The organism is Microcoleus sp. N9_A2, from assembly GCF_036701775.1.
In the GTDB taxonomy this organism is placed as follows: Bacteria; Cyanobacteriota; Cyanobacteriia; order Cyanobacteriales; family Microcoleaceae; genus Microcoleus.
In genome coordinates this window covers 70,325-90,582 of record NZ_JAUBRH010000019.1, presented here as the reverse complement: position 1 = coordinate 90,582, position 20,258 = coordinate 70,325, and the positions used below count along the sequence as shown (strand labels likewise).

The window sequence follows — 20,258 nt, the reverse complement described above, 5'->3', positions numbered from 1 at the left end:
AGCTATCGCTTAGTCTCTGTGATAGCTTCGTTCCTCGCAATGACGGAGGGGTAGTCATGATATTAAACCCGGATTTGGGATCGGGCGACTACATTTGGGGAGGGGGTGGGGCGTCTTGAATTTTAGCCAGTGCTGCTTTCATTTCAGGAGTGGCTAGCAACTTTTGGGTATCTGCGATTAAACGATCGCCCCAGAGGTTTTCTTTGAGATATTCTACGGTAGCATAGCGTTTGTCGAGTTTCAGAGCTGCTTCTCCCATCGCTAAGCCTTTTTCTTTGTCACCTTTGGTGTAGAATGCTACTGCTAGAGCTAGCATTGCTTCGGCTGCTTTGTCGTCGATCACGATCGCCTGTTCCCAGCGTTTGATGGCGCTATCAATATCTCCCATTTCGTATTTGACTAATCCGATATTGTTAATAGCAGGCCAGAGGTTTTTTTCTAAAGCAAAGGCTTTTTCGTATTGGGCGATCGCCTGATCAAACCGCTTCAGCTTATAAAAAGCATTGCCTAAATCAAATAATGCACCTGGAGTGTCTGGTTTTAACTTTAACCCTGCTTGCAAATATTCGACTGCTTTCTCGTAGTTCGCTTTCCGAAAGTGAGCTTCTCCCAAGACAAATTTAATTGATGGATTTTCTGGTGACAGAGATTGAGCTTGCCCCAAAGCTTCAATGCCTTTGTCAAACTGCTCGACTTGAAGGTACAAGCTACCTAACAAAGTCCAAGTTTGAGCATTTTTGGGGGCTAACTGTGTGGCGAGTTCGGCTCTGGGTACCGCTAGTTGGTACTGCTGCAGTCTGGCTAGCTGGACGGCTTCTTCTGCAAGGCTCAAGGCCGTTTGTTCGAGTTGGGCCGAGTCGATTTGCAGGGTGTAAGGCAGGAGTGCCTGACAGGCAGCAGGCTCGGGCATTGTCCACAAACCGAGTGCAAGTAGCAGAGATATTAAAGGAATGCGATTAGGCACTGTACAGCCCCAGAAAAAAATATAAGGGTTTCTCGATCGCCTATAATAACTCATATTTTTGAGTTTTGATATTGCTTCTTGACTCGCAACACTTCGGGGTTTTCATTTAAATACTTCTCAAATTATGTTTACATTCAGGATAGCCGTTTTTCTTCACCGTTGTATTGACGAATTATCACCTCACTACAAATAGGCAAAATTATGAGTTATTAGAAACTTGAATTAGTTAATAAATAACGTTTCGCGGTTTTCCGTTGAAGAATTCCCAAACTATGTTTTTAATCAGAAATAATAGTTGGTCTTTACAGGTTTAGAGAGGAGTGAATTCCTCACTACAAACCTAGTAAATTCTTCATTTTCAGGAATTTGAGTGAGTTAATAAAGTGTGTTGAATTTTGTCTAATAATTGTGCGGCTGACAAGGAAGAAGGCAAAATTTTGGCAGATACTTCTTGCAGCAGAAAGTCGATCGCCTCGGATTCGGAATTTACAGCAGACCGATAATCCCAGACTAAAATTGGCAGTTTTACTGCCATTTGTCGCAGGTTCGATAGCGCCTGCAACATAGCGGAGGATTCTGAGGGAGCATCTCGCAAGCACAGCAAAACTAAGTCAACACTTTGATATTGCAACTGCTGCAAAACTTCTGTCCAGCAAGGAGCGATGGACCATCGAAATCCTGCGGTTTGGATGTACTGAATCAAAGCTTGAAAGTTGGGAGTAGAAAACTGGGAATTGGGCATGGGAATCTCGACTTTTGTCGATCGCTCGCAATCTTTCAATTCTTCCGTCGGGTTCCCCCCAGAAGTTCGGTGCAAATCGGGTAAAGTCGAAATGTCGGCCAATAAAATGCTGGGCTTCCAACTCATGCCCGCAGCAACTTGAATCACTTGCCACAAAGCACTTGGCACCAACCCGGTACCTGAAGTTTCACTGTCGTCGGGACTGCGGGTAGCCAAACAGGGAAATACCGACAATCCTTTGACTTGATTTGCCAGTTGCGTAGTGGGATGGTCTAAAGTCACCAAGGGGAGAGAACCCAAATTTCGAGATCGACTTAACTGTTCGATAAAAGCTAAGGGGTTTTGCAGTTGACTTGTACCGTCTAAGACGATCGCGTCGGGCCGCCAAATTCTGGCCACGAGTTCTGCTTGGCCGAGGTCGTCTGCTTCTAAAACCCGGCAGTAGTTGGGGTTGAGCAGTAAAGCGGAACCTTGAGAGGAACCGTTTTGCGGGCTGAGCCACAACACGGTTAAAGAACTCCTTACTTTGGGGCTACTAGCATTACTGTGGCCGATCAAGTCTGCCAGCAGCCGCCGCAAAGCTGGTTCTTCCACCGGCAAGCTCAAAAAGCCTTCGGCTCTGTTGACACTGGCCCGTTCTTTTTCGCCTCTGGTGGCCGTGACGATCGCCGGAATCGATCGGGTATCCGGGTCACTCTTGAGCAGCGTCAGCACGTCCCAACCCGACAGCAGTGGCAGCAGCGGGTTGAGGAAAATCGCTTCGGGACTGAACCTGCGGGCTTTTTCCAGCGCTTCGGTGCCGGAACGGGCGACTATTACTTGGTAGCCCAAACCTGAGATGACGTTGGTTAAATCTTCGATATATTTGGGAACTGCTTCGACTATTAATACTAAACGAGAGCGAGAATTGGCGATCGGAGTCTGATATTTTGGTTTTAATAATTCTTCCTCGGTGGCTGTACGTGCTGGGAATTCTTCGCTGCTGTTTCCCGGAGGATTTGGCGGCAGCAGCAGGGTAAATTGAGAGCCTTGGTTTTCTGAGGAAATAAACGAAACGTCTCCGCCGTGGAGCCGAGCTAGGCGTTGAGTCAGTACCAGTCCCAGTCCGGTTCCTTGAAAGCGCCTGGTGAGGGGGCTTTCTAGCTGTTGGAATTTCTGAAAGATTAGGTGCTGTTTGTCGGCGGGGATGCCGATGCCAGTGTCCCAAACTTTGAATGCGATCCAGCCTTCCCAAACATTTACTTTCAATCCGATTTTGCCACCGAGTTCGGTGAATTTTAGGGCGTTGGAAAGGAGGTTAACCAGCATTTGCCGCAATCGCAGTTCGTCGGCAATTAAGTGGCTCAGTTCCGGTTCTATTTCGAGTGTAAATTCTATTTGGGCGGAGGGTTCTGCGTTTGCTGTACCGTCCGTTTTGCTCGGGCCGGCAGGGTTTTTTTCTTCTTGCTGTTGCAGTTGTTTTGCTTGTTCAAAGGCTCTTTGGCAGGTTGATGCTATTTCGACTGCTTCGGGAATTAGTTCTAGCTGCCCGGTTTCCATCCGGGTTAAGTCTAATATATCGTTAACTATTGTCATCAAATGCCGCCCGCTTTTATGGATTAGTTTGGCGTAGCGTGTTTGGCGATCGTTGAGTTCTCCGATCAATTTATCTTTGAGGAGGCTGGACAAACCGAGGACGGCGGTGAGCGGGGTTTTTAGTTCGTGGCTGATGCAGGATAAAAATTCGTCTTTTAGTCGGTTGAGGTGGATTAAATCTGCGTTTTTCGCTGCTAGTTCTTTGGCGACTAAATGTTCTTCGGTGACATCTTGTCCCATTACTAAAATTAGCTGGTCTGAGAGTGGCTGTTTGACAAATTGCCAGATCCGTTCTTGACCTTTTTGTACGGGGCACTCGCAAATGTAGGTGTCTGGTTTGCCGGCCATGGGACACCAAGCTGGAGCGGTTAATGTTGAAGGGGAGGCAGCAGCGTACAGGGGCAGCGGGCAACTGGTGGCTGCGGTTGAATCGCGCTCGTCCGATCTACTTGCTCCTACTAGGCTCCTGCACTCTTTGGTGATTGCCTCTAACTGCACGCTCTTGTATTCGCTTGTTAAATGGCTTGGTTTGCGGGGCGAGTGTTTACCCAAATTTGCTGCTGGTTCTGGAACTGGTTCTGGGCCTGCTCCCAGCAAAATCCGCCACGCTGCGTTTTGGCTGACTATTTGTGCAGTAGGGGTTTGCAATCTCAGGGGCAGGGGCAGTTTTTCCAACAGTTCCACTAGGGAGTTCAGGTTTTCCGAAGGTTTCAATCCTGCTTCTAGAAAGCGCACTTGAGCGTCTAGAACCGTGGCGATGGCTTCGGAAACCGGCCTTAATTCGATTTCTTTGACGACTGTTGCCGGCTCTGTGAGGCTGCAGAGCGAGCTGCTGTTGAGTGCGGCGAATTGCAGCAGGCTCAGGCTGTCTAGCATTCCTAAAAATTGACCACTGGCATCTGTCAGGGCGATCGGGTTGTTTGATGAAATGCCTGCGGTTTGGCGGTTTTGCCGGGCTGGGGTGTTCTGTTCCTCTGTTTGCAGGTACTGCCAGAATTCGCTGATGCTCATAGCGGCGGGTAATGCCCTGACTGGTTCGATCGCGATCGGGCTTTCTGACAAAGGTTGCTGCCCGTCGTTTGGGCGATCGGCCGCGCGGGCCCAAAGGCTGCGGAGGTACACTAATCCCAGCGGCTGTAGCTGTTCGTTGACTACTGCGACTCGATCGCAGTTGCTGGAGCTGAAAATTGACCGCAGCGCTTCTAGCGTCGCCGTTTGGAGGCACAGCGGCACTGGCTCGATAAAATTTTTGAGACTGGGGGTGGTGGTTGACATAACAAACCTGAGAGTCTGCTATCTATAGCAGTAATATTTTTGATACCCAATGTAGCTGCGGATTTCTATATCTTATTTGTTTTATATCAGTTCGCTATTAGGCCGGGGATCGCCACCGAGACCTAGGAGTTCGATGCCTGCACCTGATTTGAGGCGACTAGCAATTATTTTAAGGCTTAAGCTTAATTGCAGAAATCAAGCTCAGGGTGCTTGACACAAAAACCAAGGAGTACACTTTGATTATTCCTTTGCTGTAAGCACATCGCTTATTTTGCGGTTAAGATTGGTTAAAATAAATATTGAGATGATTGTTAAAATGTTAAGTTTTTTGTAAAGGAGATATCAACTCTGAGCGATCCAGCACTTTCAGGCAACTTAGGTGGTGCACCTACAGCTTTGCTTCCTCAACTGTCTATCGGTATTTTTGTCCGCTCTGAGGAAATCGCAGCCTCTGCGATCGAGCTTTTGAGAGGCGAACGCTATGCTTTAACGCACATGAAGTCGGCGGTGGAGTTTTTGGGATTCCTTAAGCACAATTATCACCTTGATTGTTTGGTTTTGGAGGTGGATGGGGATCTGCGATCGCTTCTGAGCAAGCTGCAAGAACGATCGCTCTTTTTGCCTGCTGTGATTTTTTCGCCCCAGCCGGGGGAGGATGCAACACCCGAAGCATCACCTTCAGATAATTTTGAGGCCGCGGCCAGTACCGCCGACCATAGTCAAGAGCAAAGTTGTGCTTTTTTTTACCACCCTGCTGAGGTACAACTGCCAATCGATCGATCGACTGAAATAAATGCAAGTATCGATCGGGCGATCGCACAATTTCTGAAACTTTCAACTCCGGTTCCTGTCAATTACCAATCCGTAACGGTCGATGCGACAGCCCAATTGACTGCTCAAAGTTTGCTCAGCCGACAGCAGCGGCGGCTGGCGGAAAAATTACGGGAGCGATTAGGATACTTAGGTGTGTATTATAAAAGAAATTCCCAGATTTTTTTGAGAAATCTGTCGGGACCAGAGAAGCAAAAGTTTTTGGAGCAACTCAAGTCAAGTTATCGCGACATCGTTTTGAATTATTTTTCTCAAGGTGCTGCGGTCAACAATCAAATAGATGAATTTGTGAATTTGGCTTTTTTTGCTGACGTTCCCGTGACTCAAATTGTAGAAATTCACATGGAATTGATGGACGAGTTTGCTAAACAGCTAAAATTAGAAGGGCGCAGCGAGGAAATATTGCTTGATTATCGTTTGACCCTGATTGACGCGATCGCTCATATGTGCGAGATGTATCGGCGATCGATTCCGAAAGAGACATATCAAAGTAGAATGTAGAAGGGATTCGGCCTAATTTAAGAAAGAAAAGGTAGAAGGTAGAACCTAACAAAAAAGAAAGGAGCCGACCAACGGTCGCGCGAGCGCGAGGCTGAAATTATTATAAAATAACAAAGAACAGCGGATTTAAGACAAATAACAACTACAACTAACATCTGACAACTAATACTCAACATTTAAAAAAGTTCATGAGTCCTCTGAAGAAAACCTACGTTCTGAAGCTGTACGTTGCGGGGAATACTCCCAACTCAGTGCGAGCTTTGAAAACCCTAAAGGACATCCTAGAACAAGAATTTCAAGGAGTCTACGCGCTGAAAGTCATAGACGTTCTCAAAAATCCTCAGCTAGCAGAAGAGGACAAAATATTGGCAACCCCGACGCTGGCCAAAATCCTGCCGCCGCCGGTGCGAAAAATTATTGGCGATTTGTCCGATCGTGAGAAAGTTCTGATAGGATTAGATTTGCTCTATGAAGAACTTCGCGAAGAAGACCTGAATTCATAAGATAATCAGGTGAGAGTCAGTCAATTTTAGATTTGAGACTTCGGTTTGGCGTGAAACGTTCGGCGAGCGCGAGCGTCGAAGCGTCGAGTCGCGCTCAGTCGAAAGATTTTAGATTTTAGATTTACTCAACAGATGAATCTGGGAGGTGGAACAAAAGTCTAAGATTTTGATCTCTCCACGACAGGAATACGTGGCAGGGTATCCGTTTTTCCGCGGGTCATTAGTCAGCAGTCAGCAGTCATTAGTTATTGAGCAAGAGCCAAAACTAAAAGCTGGGTACAAAGACTCATGATCGGCGGTTAATGAGTGACAACTAAAGAATACTGAGAGTTGACAAAAATCGATATGAATGAAATTAGTCAAACGGTTCAACGAGAAGGATTGGTAACCGCAGGAGTTGAAAAAATTCGCACAATGATTGAGGGTTTCGATGACATCAGTCACGGCGGAATGCCGATCGGCAGAACCACCCTAGTCAGCGGCACGTCAGGAACGGGAAAAACTTTATTTGCCGTACAATTTATCTATAACGGAATCACCCATTTTGACGAACCGGGAGTGCTCGTAACTTTTGAAGAATCTCCGACAGATATTATTAAAAATGCTTGCAGTTTCGGTTGGGATCTGGCCAAGTTAATCGATGAAGGCAAGCTATTTATTTTGGACGCTTCCCCCGATCCAGAAGGTCAGGATATCGTGGGAAACTTTGATTTATCTGCCTTAATCGAGCGGATTCAGTACGCCATTCGCAAGTACAAAGCCAAGCGCGTTTCTATAGATTCGGTGACAGCCGTATTTCAGCAGTACGACGCTGCATCGGTGGTGCGCCGAGAAATTTTTCGCTTAGTTGCGCGCCTCAAACAAGTAGGAGCAACTACAGTTATGACTACCGAACGGCTGGAAGAATACGGCCCGGTGGCGCGGTTTGGAGTGGAAGAATTTGTGTCAGATAATGTAGTGATTGTTCGCAACGTTTTGGAAGGGGAACGCCGCCGCCGCACAATGGAAATTTTGAAGTTGCGCGGTACAACTCACATGAAGGGCGAATATCCTTTTACTATGACTAATGACGGAATTAATATTTTCCCCTTGGGGGCGATGCGATTAACTCAAAAGTCTTCAAACGTGCGGGTTTCTTCTGGCGATAAAACTCTCGACGAGATGTGCGGCGGCGGTTTCTTTAAAGACTCGATTATTTTGGCTACGGGTGCGACGGGAACAGGCAAAACGCTGTTGGTGAGCAAGTTTTTGCAGAATGCTTGTATGAACGGCAATCGGGCGCTGCTGTTTGCCTATGAAGAGTCGCGAGCTCAGTTGTTCCGCAATGCTTATTCTTGGGGCATTGATTTTGAGGAAATGGAACAGAAAGGACTGCTGAAGCTGCTGTGCACTTACCCGGAATCTGCGGGTTTGGAAGACCACTTGCAGACTATTAAATCAGAAATTGCTGAGTTCAAACCTTCTCGAATTGCAATAGACTCGCTGTCGGCCTTAGCTAGGGGTGTCAGCAATAATGCTTTCAGGCAATTTGTGATCGGAGTAACAGGTTTCGCGAAGCAGGAAGAAATAACCGGCTTTTTCACGAATACCAGCGACCAGTTTATGGGTTCTAATTCTATTACGGACTCCCATATTTCTACGATTACGGACACGATTATCATGCTGCAGTATGTAGAGATTCGAGGGGAAATGTCGCGGGCAATTAATGTGTTTAAGATGCGTGGTTCGTGGCACGACAAAGGGATTCGGGAATACACGATTACTGAAAGAGGGCCGCAAATTAAAGATTCGTTCCGTGGTTACGAACGGATTATCAGCGGTTCTCCGACTCGGATTACGATTAATGAGAAGAGTGAGCTATCGCGGATTCTCCAGGGTGTGCAAGGTCAAAGCGATGACGATATTTAAGAGTTACCAGTGATTGGTCGTTAAAATTAGGTTGGGTTGAGCTAGGAAACCCAACTTTTTTAATTTGAGGAGTTTGTGAACATTTATAACAACCGCGGCGCAAAAAGTCCGGGGCAAACTTGGCAGATATGGAGGTAGTTTTGGAGATACTTGGAACAGATGGGAGCGAAACTTGAGCAGAAAATAGGACTATCGGTAATACAATTAACCTGAAACCCTTGCTCTACAAAAGACATAAACAATGAGCACGGAGGGATTTGAACCCCCGACCCTCAGGACCGGAACCTGATGCTCTATCCACTGAGCTACGTGCCCTCGACTTTTTTGAGTATAACACGTCTTGCGGAAAATGGCGAGTGTCGATCGCAAATTTCCTGGTCTACCTCCAAACCGCTTGAGCCATGCGGGTTCAACTCGCCCGCGCGCTCAAATATCAGGCTGTTCTCGAAGCCAGAGACTGCAACTTTTACCTAAATGGTAACAATAATACGACAATGGGTAAAATAATAGACTTTAATCGAGTAAACATTAGGTTCACATTAGATCGGGGTCGAGCATCTACCACAGCTAAAATAGCCCGCATCAATTCCCCCTAGCTAAGCGGCAGTAAATAAATGGTGCTGCTATTAAGACCGGTGGTACAAATACGGTTCTAGACTAAGTTCACCAAACCTCTCAATCTTATGGTTTCTAAAATTTTAGACAAATTACCGCTGCGAACAGTTCTCATAGTTCCATTTGTACTGCAAATCGTGGGAGCCGTGGGACTCGTAGGATATCTGTCTTTTAGAAACGGACAAAAAGCAGTTAATAACCTTGCCAGTCAGTTAATGAGCGAGGTGAGTTTGCGTGTCGAGCAAAACCTGCAAGTTTACCTGACAACTCCCCATCAAATCAATCAAACCAAGCTGGATGCTGTCAAGCTCGGGTTGTTAAAAATGGAAAACTTATCAGCTTGGGAGAAATATCTTTGGCGGCAAGTAAAATTATATCCCTATATCAATTTTACCTCGGTTGGCAACGAAAAGGGAGATTATAGATCCGGTGAACAACTTTCTAACGGCTCCCGCACGATGAATGTGATAGAAACATCTACTGGGTTAAATTTTAATTCTTACAATACGAACGAGCGAGGCGATCGCACTACATTTATCACCCTTGTAAAAAACTATGATAATCGGCAACATCCTGCGTACAAAAAAGCCGTAAAAATCGGAAAAGCTACTTGGAGTTCGGTTTATGTTTCCTTGCTAGAGCCGACCTTAATTATCAGCGCTATCCAACCCGTATACAGCGACAAAAATCAGCTAGAAGGAGTATTATTTGCTGCTTTGCGTCTCGACCATATTGGAATATTTCTCAACAGTCTCAAAGTGGGCAAATCCGGTCAAACATTTATTGTAGATCGCCAGGGTACTTTGTTAGCAACTTCCACCACAGAAAAACCGTTTCGCACCCAAGGTAATGAAAGACAATTGTTTAAAGTAGAAGAAAGCAGTAACCCTTTTACTCAAGCGACAGCTAAATATTTGACTGCAAAGTTTGAAAAATTAGACCAAATTAAAAAATCTGAGTTATTGAGCTTTGAAATAGATGACAAGCGACAATTTTTAAAAGTCTTGCCGTTCCAAGACGGCAAAGGTTTAGACTGGCTGATTGTCGTAGTTGTTCCGGAAGCAGATTTCACCAAAGAAATCGATGCCAATACCCGCACAGCGGTTTTGCTCTGTTTCGCAGCTTTAGGAGTAGCTGTGGCGATCGGCATTCTGACTTCTCGGTGGGTGACAAATCCTATTTTGAGCTTAAATACAGCAGCAAAAAATATTGCTAAAGGTGAATGGGACACAACAGTACAAAGCGAACGCTCCGACGAATTGGGGGAATTAGCCAAGTCATTTAACAGCATGGCTCAACAACTGCAACAATCTTTTGAAACTTTAGAACAGCGAGTGCAAGAGCGGACGGCAGAATTGGCTATAGCTAAAGACAAAGCGGAAGTAGCGAATCAAGCTAAAAGCACTTTTCTTGCTAACATGAGCCACGAATTGCGATCGCCTCTCAATGCAATTCTTGGCTTTTCCCAACTGATGACTCGCAGCCAAACTCTATCCCCAGAACATCAAGAAAATATTAGCATAGTTAGCAGCAGCGGAGAACACCTCCTTACCCTGATTAATAACGTACTGGATTTATCTAAAATTGAATCGGGGCGCACCACCCTCAATCCCCATAAAATAGACCTCTATCGCCTGCTCAATGACTTAGAAGATATGTTTCAACTCAAAGCAGATGACAAGCACTTGCAGTTGGTTTTTGACCGCAGTCCCGATGTGCCACCATACATAGAAGCGGACGAGTTAAAGTTGCGGCAAATCTTAATTAATCTGCTCAATAACTCTCTTAAGTTTACCCATGAGGGCGGTGTAGCGGTCAGAGTTAGCAAGCAGTCATTAGGCACAAATCAGCAGACAGAAGGGAGCAATTTTGAGCACTCCGAAGGATCAAAAAATACAGAAAATTCAGCAATTAATGGCATTAAAATATCTCAATTCAGTCAGTCGAACAACCAGATTATTGTAACGCCAAATGACGATTCAGCTTCTACCTCTTCCTTCTTCCTTCATTTTGAAGTCGAGGATACTGGTTCGGGTATTGCTACCAATGAATTAGACGATCTTTTTGAACCTTTCGTGCAAACCAAGACAGGCAAAGATTCGCAAGAAGGTACCGGCTTGGGATTGCCAATCAGTCGCAAATTTGTGGAATTAATGGGCGGCGAAATGAGCGTCTCTTCTGCTGTTGGTAAGGGAAGTAATTTTAAGTTTGACATTCAAGTTATTGCGGTCGATGCGGCTGATATTGAAAGCCCAAAACCGAGGCGGAATGTTATTGCCCTGGTTCCCAACCAACACACCTATCGAATTTTGATAGTAGACGATAAACCGCTCAACCGCCAACTGTTAATTAAAATCCTCTCTCCTCTGGGTTTTGAACTAAAAGAAGCTACTAACGGTCAAGAAGCTATTGAGATTTGGGATAGTTGGGAACCGCATCTAATTTGGATGGACATGAGAATGCCTGTGATGGACGGCTACGAAGCTACGCAATACATTAAAGGTACTCTTAAAGGTCAAGCTACTGCGATTATTGCGCTGACAGCGAGCGTTTTGGAGGAAGAACGGGCAGTTATTTTATCGGCGGGCTGCGATGCTTTTATGAGGAAGCCTTTCCGGGAAGCCGATATTTTTGATGCTATGCACAAACATATCGGAGTGCGCTATATTTATGAAGATCCGGGTCAAACTAATTTATCGGCAATCAAAGAGGGCGATCGCGGAATGACTGCGACTGATTTCGTGAAATTGCCGGATTCACTGGTAGCTGATTTAAAGCTAGCAATACTGAATGCAGATATGGATTTAATTGATACCTTGATAGAGCAAATTCGATTAAAGGATGCAGTAACGGCAGGTGCGATCGCAACTTGTATAGAAAATTTTGAGTACGACAAAGTTTTAAAGTTAATATCTCAAGCAATATCACATGAATAACGACATTCTTAGCACCGATCGCGGTAATATTTTAGTAGTTGACGACACCCCAGCTAATTTGCGGCTGCTAGCCGGAATTTTGAATAGCAAGGGCTATAAAGTGCGCCCGGTACCTAGCGGCGAGTTAGCGCTTTCGGCGGCAAAAGGTATGCCACCAGATTTGATTTTGCTGGATATTATGATGCCCGAAATGAATGGATATGAAGTTTGCGAAAAGATCAAAGCTGATCAACGAACTTGCGACATCCCGGTGATTTTTATTAGCGCGATTAATGACGTACTTGATAAGGTCAAAGCCTTTGCTGTTGGCGGGGTAGATTATATTACCAAGCCCTTTCAGGTGGAAGAGGTTCTAGTGAGGGTAGAAACCCATTTAGCAATGTGCCAGTTGCGAAAAAAACTCCAACAGAAAAACACTGAACTTACAGTTACTTTAGACCAACTGCAAGCTACTCAGAATCAATTAGTGCAATCGGAAAAAATGGCGGCATTAGGGCAACTGATTGCGGGCATTGCTCACGAAATTAATACGCCGTTGGGGGCGATTCGGTCGTCTATTGGAAATATTACCAGCTTTTTGGATAACAATCTCGAAAGTTTGCCAGTTTTTTTTAAAGAACTGTCAGCAGAACGCCAGCACGATTTCTTGCGTTTGATGTACAGTTCTAGTCAACAAAATTACTCTTTATCTACTCGAGAAAAACGGGTATTGAAAAAAGGCGTGAAGCAGCAACTAGAGTCGGAAGGGATTGACAATTCTGACAGCCTTGCTAGCATTTTAGTCAATATCGGATTGCAAGGAAATTTGCAAGAATTCTTGTCGTTGCTCAAAGATCCTGACAGCGAAAATATTATAAAAACAGCCTACGACTTTGCTAGCATTCACAAAAGCGCCCGAACCATCGCTACCGCTACTGAACGCGCTGCAAAAGTCGTCTTTGCTCTGAAAAATTATGCGCGTTACGATGTAAATGGGGAAAAAATACAGGTGAATATTACGGATGGAATTGAAACGGTATTAACCCTTTATCAAAACCAAATCAAGCAGGGTGTGGAAGTTGTCAGAAACTATCAAGATCAATTACCGGCGGTACTGTGTTATCCTGACGAACTCAATCAAGTTTGGACAAATTTAATTCACAATTCCTTACAAGCGATGGACAATCAAGGAACTTTAACAATTGACGCGGTACAACAAGATACCAACGTCTTGGTAAAAATTATTGACAGCGGTAAGGGGATTCAACCAGAGATTATTCCGAAAATTTTTGAGCCTTTTTTTACTACTAAACCTGCGGGAGAAGGCAGCGGGTTGGGACTGGATATTGTCAAAAAAATAATTGAAAAACATCAGGGTAAAATTGATGTGGAGTCGATGCCCGGTAAAACAGCATTTACCGTGTCTTTGCCGATTAATTTAACTGAGTAGGTAAAGCGCCGGAGACTGAAGTCTGGGGCTAAAATTTGCAGTCTACGCGCGCAGAATGTAGAATTTGGAAAACGGTGTGCTGCCCATGGGGGTTCACCCTGCCACACTAAAGAAGGAAACTAGCGATGTCTAAATCAGCAATTTTGTGTGTGGACGATGAAGTAGGAGTGTTGGAAAGTCTGGAAATTGAACTGCAACAGGCATTTAACGGTAAATATCTTTGCGAATTTGCTGAAAGTGCTGCCGAAGCCCTGGAAATTATTGAAGAGCTATGTGAAGATGAGGTTAACATTTTAGTAATTGTCTCTGATTGGTTGATGCCCGGAATGAAAGGAGATGAGTTGCTGATTAAAATTCATCAAAAATATCCGCAAATTGTGACAGTGATGCTGACAGGACAAGCAGATAAAGAAGCAATCGAACGCACAAGAACTCAAGCAAATCTTCATGCTTTCATAGAAAAACCTTGGCGAAATCAAGAATTAATTGAAGCGATTAAGTCGGGTCTAGCAAATTTATGAAAAAACCAGTCATTATTTGTGTCGATGATGAGCAGACTATACTCGATAGTCTGGAAATAGACCTGCTAAAAGCCTTTGAAGATAAATATTTAATTGAAACGGCCCAAAGTGGCGAAGAAGCTTTAGAGTTGCTGTCAGAACTTTTAGCAGAACAGTATGAAGTTCCTTTGGTAATTTCGGATCATATCATGCCGAACATGAAAGGAGATGAGCTATTAAGGAGCATTCATGCCATATCGCCGAACTGTCTCAAGATTATGTTGACGGGGCAGGCAGATTTGGAGGCGGTAGCCAATGCTATTAACTATGCTAACTTGTACCGATACATACCTAAGCCTTGGCAATGTGATGACTTAAAATTAACTGTCACTGAGGCAATATATAGATATTTTCAAGATAAACAATTAGCTGAAAAACAAAGAGAACTTCAGGAAATGAATCAGGAGTTGGTAAAATTAAACCGCAAGCAGGCAATGCTGATTGCCAAACTCCATGAAAACGAAAGTCGCTTGACGCAATATCTAGAAGCTATGCCATTGGGCGTGTGCGTGCTTGATGCGAACGGTCAATCTTTTTACGCAAATCAGAAGGCGCAGGAGATATTTGGCAAAGGCACTGTGCCGCATATTAATTCAGAGCAAAAAGCAGCAATTTATCAATTCTATAAAACCGGGACTAATCAGAGATGCCCCGTGGAAGAATTGCCAATTATGCGGGCGCTTCGGGGCGAAAATGTGCGGACTGAGGGTGTAGAAATTCGTACAGCTAGTAAGATTATTCCTGTAGAGAGTTGGGCAACTCCAATTTATGATTCTACAGGCGAGATTTCCTATGCGATTATTGCTTTTAGTGACATAACTGAACGGAAGGAAGCTGAAGCGGCGCTAATTCAAGCTGAAGAGAAGTATCGCGGGATATTTGAAAATGCTCTAGAAGGTATTTTTCAGACGACGCCGGACGGACATTTTATTAGTGCGAATCCTGCTCTGGCGGAAAGTTACGGCTACGATTCCGCGTCAGAATTGATAGAAAGTATTAATGAGATTCAGCAGCAATTGTACGTGGAACCGAACCGCCGTCAAGAGTTCCTGGCGCTGATGAAACAGCACGGTACTCTGTGTGAGTTTGAGTCTCAGGTTTACTGTCGAGATGGCAGCATTATCTGGATTTCTGAGTATGCGCGCACAGTTTATGATGCTAATGGTGAAGTGCTTTACTATCAGGGTTTTGCTAAGGATATTAGTTTGCAAAGACAGGTGCAAGTGGAACGAATCAGGTTTACTAATGATTTAGAAAAAGCTTTGGCAGCCGAAGAAAAGTTAAATGAGGCACTGTCAGAAAACGAAAGCCGATTGACTCAATTCCTGGAAGCGATGCCAGTGGGAATATTTGTTGTCGATGGTAAGGGTAAACCTTTTTACATGAATTCTTGGGGCGAAAGGATACTAGCCCAAGGTTTAATTTTTGATGGGGGTACTGACCAATTTCCTGAAGCTTATCATTTTTACGACGCTGGAACTAATCAATTGTATCCGAGGGATAGCCAACCGATTGTTCGGGCGTTGCGGGGAGAATTTGTGCGTATGGACGATCTAGAAGTTCATGGGTCGGATCGGATTGTGCCGATCGAGGTTTGGGCGACTCCAATCTACGACGAACGGAAAAACATAGTTTACGCGATCGCAGCTTTTCAAGACATCACAGAACGTCTAGAGGTAGAAACCGAGCGCCGCCAATTCACAGAGGAGCTGCAAAAAGCTTTAGCAGCGGAAGAAAAATTAACAGATGCTTACGGGCGGTTTGTGCCGCACGAATTTCTCCACTTTCTGGGATATGAAAGTATTCTGGAAGTCAAATTAGGCGATCAGGTACAGAAAGAAATGTCGGTGCTGTTTTCAGATATCCGCGATTTCACTTCTCTTTCGGAAAGGATGAATCCCGAAGAGAATTTTCAATTTATTAATGGTTATTTGTCGCGGATGGAACCTGCAATTACTGACAATTTTGGTTTTATTGATAAATATATTGGCGATGCGATTATGGCGCTGTTTGATGGCAGTGCGGACGATGCTGTGAAAGCTGGAATTGCCATGCTAGAAGAGCTTAACGAGTATAATATTAGTCGTAATCAGGTCGATTTCCCGCCGCTGCAAATTGGCATTGGCATCAATACGGGTTCTTTGATGTTAGGCACGGTGGGCGGCCAAAGTCGGATGGACAGCACGGTGATTAGCGATGCGGTAAACTTAGCCTCCCGCGTGGAAACTTTGACGAAAGAGTATGAAGTTTCGATGTTAATTACTCACAATACTTTTATAGAGTTAAACGATATTTATGATTTGAGGTTAATCGATCGCGTAACAGTTAAAGGCAAATCGCGAATGGTAACAGTTTATGAAGTATTTGCGGCCGATCCGCCAGAGTTACGACAGAAAAAGTTAGAGACAAAGACAATCTTTGAGCAAGCTTTGGTACTCTACTATAGTGACAAGTGTGGCGAAGCTATAAGATTGTTTTCGGCCTGCTTGGAAATCAACCCTAATGATAAGGTAGCTCAAATTTATATGCAGCGGTGTCTGAAAGGAGCGATCGCTCCTCCATAATACAATTTTAAATTTTAGATTTTAGAATTGGGAAGGATTTATTCCATAATGGTTGGGAGTGTGCCTACAGTTACATTTTTTTTGAAACTGGTATAATCATTGTTTAGACAGGCAGAGAAACGCAAACTATGGTTTCTTGCTGCGGTAAACTTTCTATTTTAAATTCTCCTCCGTGCAATTCTACAAGGCGTTGAACAATAGCCAGGCCCAATCCCAAACCTGCTTGTTGGTAAAGTTTGCGATCGAACTGCCTGTAAGCTTCTAGCTGTGCAATCTGATCGGTAGTCATGCCGCGGCCTTGGTCTTTGACAGACAGAATAAAAGTCTGATTTTCGATGACAGTGCTTAATAAAACAGGCGTTCCTTCTAAAGAAAATTTGAAGGCATTGTCCAATAGTTCTTCAACAATTTTTGCGAGTCGGACAGAATCCATAGCTACCGAGGCATCTTGCAAGTTTAATTGTAAATCGTCTGTTCTATTCGCGTGTTTTGCTTGCTGCCGCGCTTTTTGACTCAGCAAAGATTTTACACAGCTAAATTCGCTGTTTCGCATCTCTTTTAGCAGTTCGGGATTTGTGGCTGCTATCTCCAGTTCTGCATACAGCAAAAAGTTCTGAATCAGTCGATACAAGCGATGACCGGAAGTTTGAATTTGACCGATCATCTCTAAGATATCTGATTCCTCTAAAACCTGATATTCTGACAGAATCAGCTCAGAAAAACCCATAATTGCATTCAAAGGAGTCCGCAATTCGTGGGGCAGCGACATACTAATATTCGTGCGTAATTCGTCTAGCGTCTTTTGAGATTGTCGGCTAATTGTTTTTTGTTTTTCAAGTCTAATAGAAATGGCTTTTAGCAGTTCTTGCGGCGTACACGGCTTAGTAATGTAATCGTCAGCTCCCAGTTCCATGCCTGTGCGAATGTCAACTTTATCGGCTTTTGCTGTGAGGAAAATAAACGGAATTGTGGCAGTCAAGGGTTCCGAGCGCAATGCTTTGATGACGCCGTGACCGTCTACTTCCGGCATCATCATGTCGCACAAAATTAAATCCGGGATTTTTTCGATCGCCAATTTGATGCCGACTTTGCCGTTAATCGCTCCTATTCCTTCAAAATTCTCGGCTTCCAGCAACTCTAAAATATTCTCTCTAATCGCTTCTTCGTCTTCTATTACCAAAATCATAGCCACGGTGATAGCTCCTTTTAGTTAGTAGTTTGTTGGAAAATTCTGGGTTCAAGCACTTGATAAGTTTGTTTGTTAGGGGCTTAATTAATCGTTAACTAGCGGATATGTATAGTTGATAATTCAGTTGTTATTGACTGGGAGGACACATTAGAGGCAAGGTAATAGTGAAAGTTGTGCCTTTTCCTTCTTGACTGTCGATCGCGAGTTGACCGCCGTGAAGTTCCACAGCCCTCTTCACGATTGCTAAACCGAGACCTGTTCCCGAAATATTGCCGACATTTGGAGCTCGGTAAAAAGTTTCTAATATCCGCTCTCTATCGGCTTGGGGAATGCCGATGCCCTGGTCTTGAACTTGGAAAATAGCTTCTTTGTTTTGACAGTTGAGGTGCAAGGAAACTGTACTGCCTGCGGGGGAATATTTGATGGCATTTGAGAGGATATTTCCCAAGATTTGCTGCAGCAGTTTTTCATCCATTTGAGCCTCGCAGTTGCCGCCTTCATATTGAAAGGCGATCGGGTGTTGGTTGCTGTCGTTGAGCTGCTGCTCTTCTACCAGTAGACGGCAAAATTTTTCGAGGTTTAAGGAAACAGGTTGAAACTGCAAGGTATTGGCTTCGATTTTGCCAATTACGAGGATATCTTCTAATAACTCTGTCATGCGTTTAATTGCTAATTGAATCCGCACAAAATGAGTAGATTTTTTATCTTGGGGCCACTGAGAACTGTAATCTTGCAGCAATCCAGCGGAAAATTGGATGGTTGTCAAAGGTGTGCGGAACTCGTGGGAAACCATTGTGACAAATTTAGCTCGCAGTTCTGAAAGTTCCTTTTCTCGTGCGAGGGCTTTGAGAATTTCCGCTTCTGCTCGTTTGCGATCGCTAATGTCACGGGCTTCGGCAATCAGCAGCAAAACTTGTCCTGTTTCATTTTTAACAGGTTTCAGTGAGAAATCAACTGTCATAATTTGGCCACTTTTGCCTAACAAGTCGATTTCGCTGCGGAAAAACTCGCCGCGACTTGCTTTGCCGATCGCGCATTGCAACTGTTGGGAAACCTGTGGCGACTGGGCCCAAATCGCCATTTCCCAAATCGGGCGGCCCACAATATCCTCCGATCGCAATCCGGCAAAATCGAGGGCTGTCTCGTTCACTTCCAGCACGATTCCTTGGGGAGTCAGCAGCTTTGTTAGCTGAAACGAAGAGTCAAAAATCGCCCGAAAGCGGCGCTCACTTTCTCGCAGCATTTGAAATGTTTGAGATCGTTCGATCGCGTAGCGGATCGTCCGCACTAATAATTGAGTAGTAATTTGACCTTTAACAATGTAATCTTGAGCCCCCAAGCGAACTGATTCTAGGGCGATGGCCTCATCATCCAAGCCCGTCATTACCACCATTGCGGTATCCGGGGCAACTTCTCGCAGGCGAGTTAGGGTTTCCAAACCGTGGCTGTCGGGCAAAGAAAGGTCGAGCAAAACTACATCAAAGGGCTGTTTGCTCAGATGTGCGATCGCCTGATGCAGGTACTCAACCGACACCAGTTCCCACTGGACACCCACAGATACTTCTAACAGTTCTGCAAGCAAATCAGCATCAGCCGGATTGTCTTCTACTAACAGAATTTTAATCCACATAGCTTTGACGTTTTTGACTGTAAAATTTTCACTCTACCAATCTCAGGTTAAACTTTTTTGCTTTCCCTTGCCATTTTTAACTTGAAAGTTATTATTTGGGCGCGGTCACCACCGCCAGCCACAAATCCTCAATCCATCTTACAAAATTAGCAACTTGACTAAAATCGACAGGCTTAGTGATGTAGCACCGGGCTGACAGGGCATAAAACTTGAGCATCTCTTCATCGGCTGCTGAGGTTGTCATAATTACCACCGGAAACATTTTTAACTTTAGTGCCGAGTAGATTTATATCAATATTTTCAACCGTTTTTTTTGAGACAAGATCCAGTTAAGCATAATTAAATTGGGATGATAATGCGAACAGAAAAGCCTGCTTTATTCAATAAAATTATTTATACCATATCTTATACTATTTGCAAATCGTTAAAAATTGGCTTGTCGCCAGCTTTTATAAAGTCCATTCAGCATCGCTGAGCAAATCATCCACCAGCAGAATTTCCATAGGTTAAAAAATTTTATAGCGCTCATAAGCAAAGCATCTGTTCGTTTAATTTACAGGAAGTTCGACGACTGCGAGCCAGAATTCCTCAATTAACCTGACTACTTTAGTAAATTGTACGAAGTCTACGGGCTTAGTAATGTAACAGTTGGCGTGCAACGAGTAGGACATAAGAATATCCTCTGGGGCTGCTGAAGTGCTGAGAATTACTACGGGAATTATTTTTAAAATTGAGTCACTTTTAATTTCTTCTAGCACTTCAATACCGCTTTTTTTCGGCAGATGCAAATCGAGCAAAATCAAATCGGGACGGGGTACGCTGAGATAGGGTTCTTTGCGGCGCAAAAACTTGATTGCTTCGACTCCATCCTCCACAAAATGCAAGTTATTCAATATTTTACCCTGACCCAGGGCTTCTATTGCCAAATCGGCATCGCTGGGAGAATCCTCAATCAGCAGAATCTCTACGGGTCTAACAGTGCTTCGATCGCTCATAACCGGCGTATCCTTTTGATTATAATAAAAAAAATTGAAAT

Annotated in this window: 13 protein-coding genes and 1 tRNA gene; 7 read left to right on the top strand and 7 right to left on the bottom strand. The window is 44.3% G+C overall.

What is annotated here, in order from left to right:
- Positions 1 to 88 precede the first annotated feature (88 nt).
- Positions 89 to 964, bottom strand: a complete 876-nt coding sequence (locus QUA44_RS14215) for a tetratricopeptide repeat protein (RefSeq protein WP_445243667.1) — start codon at positions 962 to 964, stop codon at positions 89 to 91.
- 358 nt (positions 965 to 1,322) lie between these two features.
- Positions 1,323 to 4,556, bottom strand: coding sequence for an ATP-binding protein (locus tag QUA44_RS14210; protein WP_333251967.1), 3,234 nt, complete (start codon positions 4,554 to 4,556; stop codon positions 1,323 to 1,325).
- Positions 4,557 to 4,952: 396 nt separating this feature from the next.
- Between QUA44_RS14210 and QUA44_RS14205 the strand changes: the two genes are divergently transcribed.
- The 3 genes from QUA44_RS14205 to kaiC all read left to right on the top strand — a co-directional run bounded on the left by QUA44_RS14205 (position 4,953) and on the right by kaiC (position 8,299).
- Complete coding sequence (locus QUA44_RS14205; protein ID WP_333251966.1) at positions 4,953 to 5,888, top strand: circadian clock protein KaiA; 936 nt, start codon at positions 4,953 to 4,955, stop codon at positions 5,886 to 5,888.
- A gap of 188 nt (positions 5,889 to 6,076) precedes the next feature.
- Positions 6,077 to 6,391, top strand: a complete 315-nt coding sequence (kaiB, locus tag QUA44_RS14200; RefSeq protein ID WP_006632119.1) for a circadian clock protein KaiB — start codon at positions 6,077 to 6,079, stop codon at positions 6,389 to 6,391.
- Between the two features lie 345 nt (positions 6,392 to 6,736).
- On the top strand, positions 6,737 to 8,299 hold the full coding sequence (gene kaiC, locus QUA44_RS14195; protein WP_333251965.1) for a circadian clock protein KaiC: 1,563 nt from the start codon (positions 6,737 to 6,739) through the stop codon (positions 8,297 to 8,299).
- Between the two features lie 242 nt (positions 8,300 to 8,541).
- On the opposite strand, the gene QUA44_RS14190 is transcribed toward kaiC, so the two are convergent.
- Positions 8,542 to 8,614, bottom strand: a tRNA-Arg gene (locus QUA44_RS14190).
- A gap of 368 nt (positions 8,615 to 8,982) precedes the next feature.
- On the opposite strand from QUA44_RS14190, the gene QUA44_RS14185 reads away from it, so the two are divergent.
- The 4 genes from QUA44_RS14185 to QUA44_RS14170 all read left to right on the top strand — a co-directional run bounded on the left by QUA44_RS14185 (position 8,983) and on the right by QUA44_RS14170 (position 16,403).
- The gene (locus tag QUA44_RS14185) at positions 8,983 to 11,850 is read left to right on the top strand and encodes an ATP-binding protein (RefSeq protein ID WP_333251964.1); all 2,868 of its coding nucleotides are present in this window, start codon (positions 8,983 to 8,985) and stop codon (positions 11,848 to 11,850) included.
- Positions 11,843 to 13,279, top strand: a complete 1,437-nt coding sequence (locus QUA44_RS14180; RefSeq protein WP_333251963.1) for a response regulator — start codon at positions 11,843 to 11,845, stop codon at positions 13,277 to 13,279. Before QUA44_RS14185 ends, QUA44_RS14180 begins: the two co-directional genes overlap by 8 nt.
- A 125-nt stretch (positions 13,280 to 13,404) precedes the next feature.
- Positions 13,405 to 13,800, top strand: coding sequence for a response regulator (locus QUA44_RS14175; protein WP_333251962.1), 396 nt, complete (start codon positions 13,405 to 13,407; stop codon positions 13,798 to 13,800).
- A complete protein-coding gene (locus QUA44_RS14170) occupies positions 13,797 to 16,403 on the top strand; it encodes a PAS domain S-box protein (protein ID WP_333251961.1) in 2,607 nt (868 codons plus the stop codon). The genes QUA44_RS14175 and QUA44_RS14170 overlap by 4 nt, the downstream gene beginning before the upstream one ends.
- Before the next feature lie 103 nt (positions 16,404 to 16,506).
- Here QUA44_RS14170 and QUA44_RS14165 read toward each other — a convergent pair whose 3' ends face one another.
- The 4 genes from QUA44_RS14165 to QUA44_RS14150 all read right to left on the bottom strand — a co-directional run bounded on the left by QUA44_RS14165 (position 16,507) and on the right by QUA44_RS14150 (position 20,217).
- Positions 16,507 to 17,595, bottom strand: a complete 1,089-nt coding sequence (locus QUA44_RS14165) for a response regulator (RefSeq protein ID WP_333251960.1) — start codon at positions 17,593 to 17,595, stop codon at positions 16,507 to 16,509.
- 124 nt (positions 17,596 to 17,719) lie between these two features.
- The gene (locus QUA44_RS14160; protein ID WP_333251959.1) at positions 17,720 to 19,222 is read right to left on the bottom strand and encodes an ATP-binding protein; all 1,503 of its coding nucleotides are present in this window, start codon (positions 19,220 to 19,222) and stop codon (positions 17,720 to 17,722) included.
- Positions 19,223 to 19,313: 91 nt separating this feature from the next.
- Positions 19,314 to 19,466: a hypothetical protein gene (locus tag QUA44_RS14155; protein ID WP_333251958.1), complete on the bottom strand. Its 153-nt coding sequence runs from the start codon at positions 19,464 to 19,466 to the stop codon at positions 19,314 to 19,316.
- Between the two features lie 304 nt (positions 19,467 to 19,770).
- Positions 19,771 to 20,217 (bottom strand): response regulator, encoded by a 447-nt coding sequence (locus QUA44_RS14150; protein ID WP_333251957.1) that lies wholly within the window; start codon positions 20,215 to 20,217, stop codon positions 19,771 to 19,773.
- Positions 20,218 to 20,258: the final 41 nt, after the last annotated feature.

Coding starts and splice junctions, on each gene's coding strand:
- QUA44_RS14160 (WP_333251959.1), bottom strand. CDS start 19,222: ATGTGGATTAAAATTCTGTTAGTAGAAGACAATCCGGCTGATGCTGAT.
- QUA44_RS14175 (WP_333251962.1), top strand. CDS start 13,405: ATGTCTAAATCAGCAATTTTGTGTGTGGACGATGAAGTAGGAGTGTTG.
- QUA44_RS14155 (WP_333251958.1), bottom strand. CDS start 19,466: ATGACAACCTCAGCAGCCGATGAAGAGATGCTCAAGTTTTATGCCCTG.
- QUA44_RS14210 (WP_333251967.1), bottom strand. CDS start 4,556: ATGTCAACCACCACCCCCAGTCTCAAAAATTTTATCGAGCCAGTGCCG.
- kaiB (WP_006632119.1), top strand. CDS start 6,077: ATGAGTCCTCTGAAGAAAACCTACGTTCTGAAGCTGTACGTTGCGGGG.
- QUA44_RS14170 (WP_333251961.1), top strand. CDS start 13,797: ATGAAAAAACCAGTCATTATTTGTGTCGATGATGAGCAGACTATACTC.
- kaiC (WP_333251965.1), top strand. CDS start 6,737: ATGAATGAAATTAGTCAAACGGTTCAACGAGAAGGATTGGTAACCGCA.
- QUA44_RS14180 (WP_333251963.1), top strand. CDS start 11,843: ATGAATAACGACATTCTTAGCACCGATCGCGGTAATATTTTAGTAGTT.
- QUA44_RS14150 (WP_333251957.1), bottom strand. CDS start 20,217: ATGAGCGATCGAAGCACTGTTAGACCCGTAGAGATTCTGCTGATTGAG.
- QUA44_RS14185 (WP_333251964.1), top strand. CDS start 8,983: ATGGTTTCTAAAATTTTAGACAAATTACCGCTGCGAACAGTTCTCATA.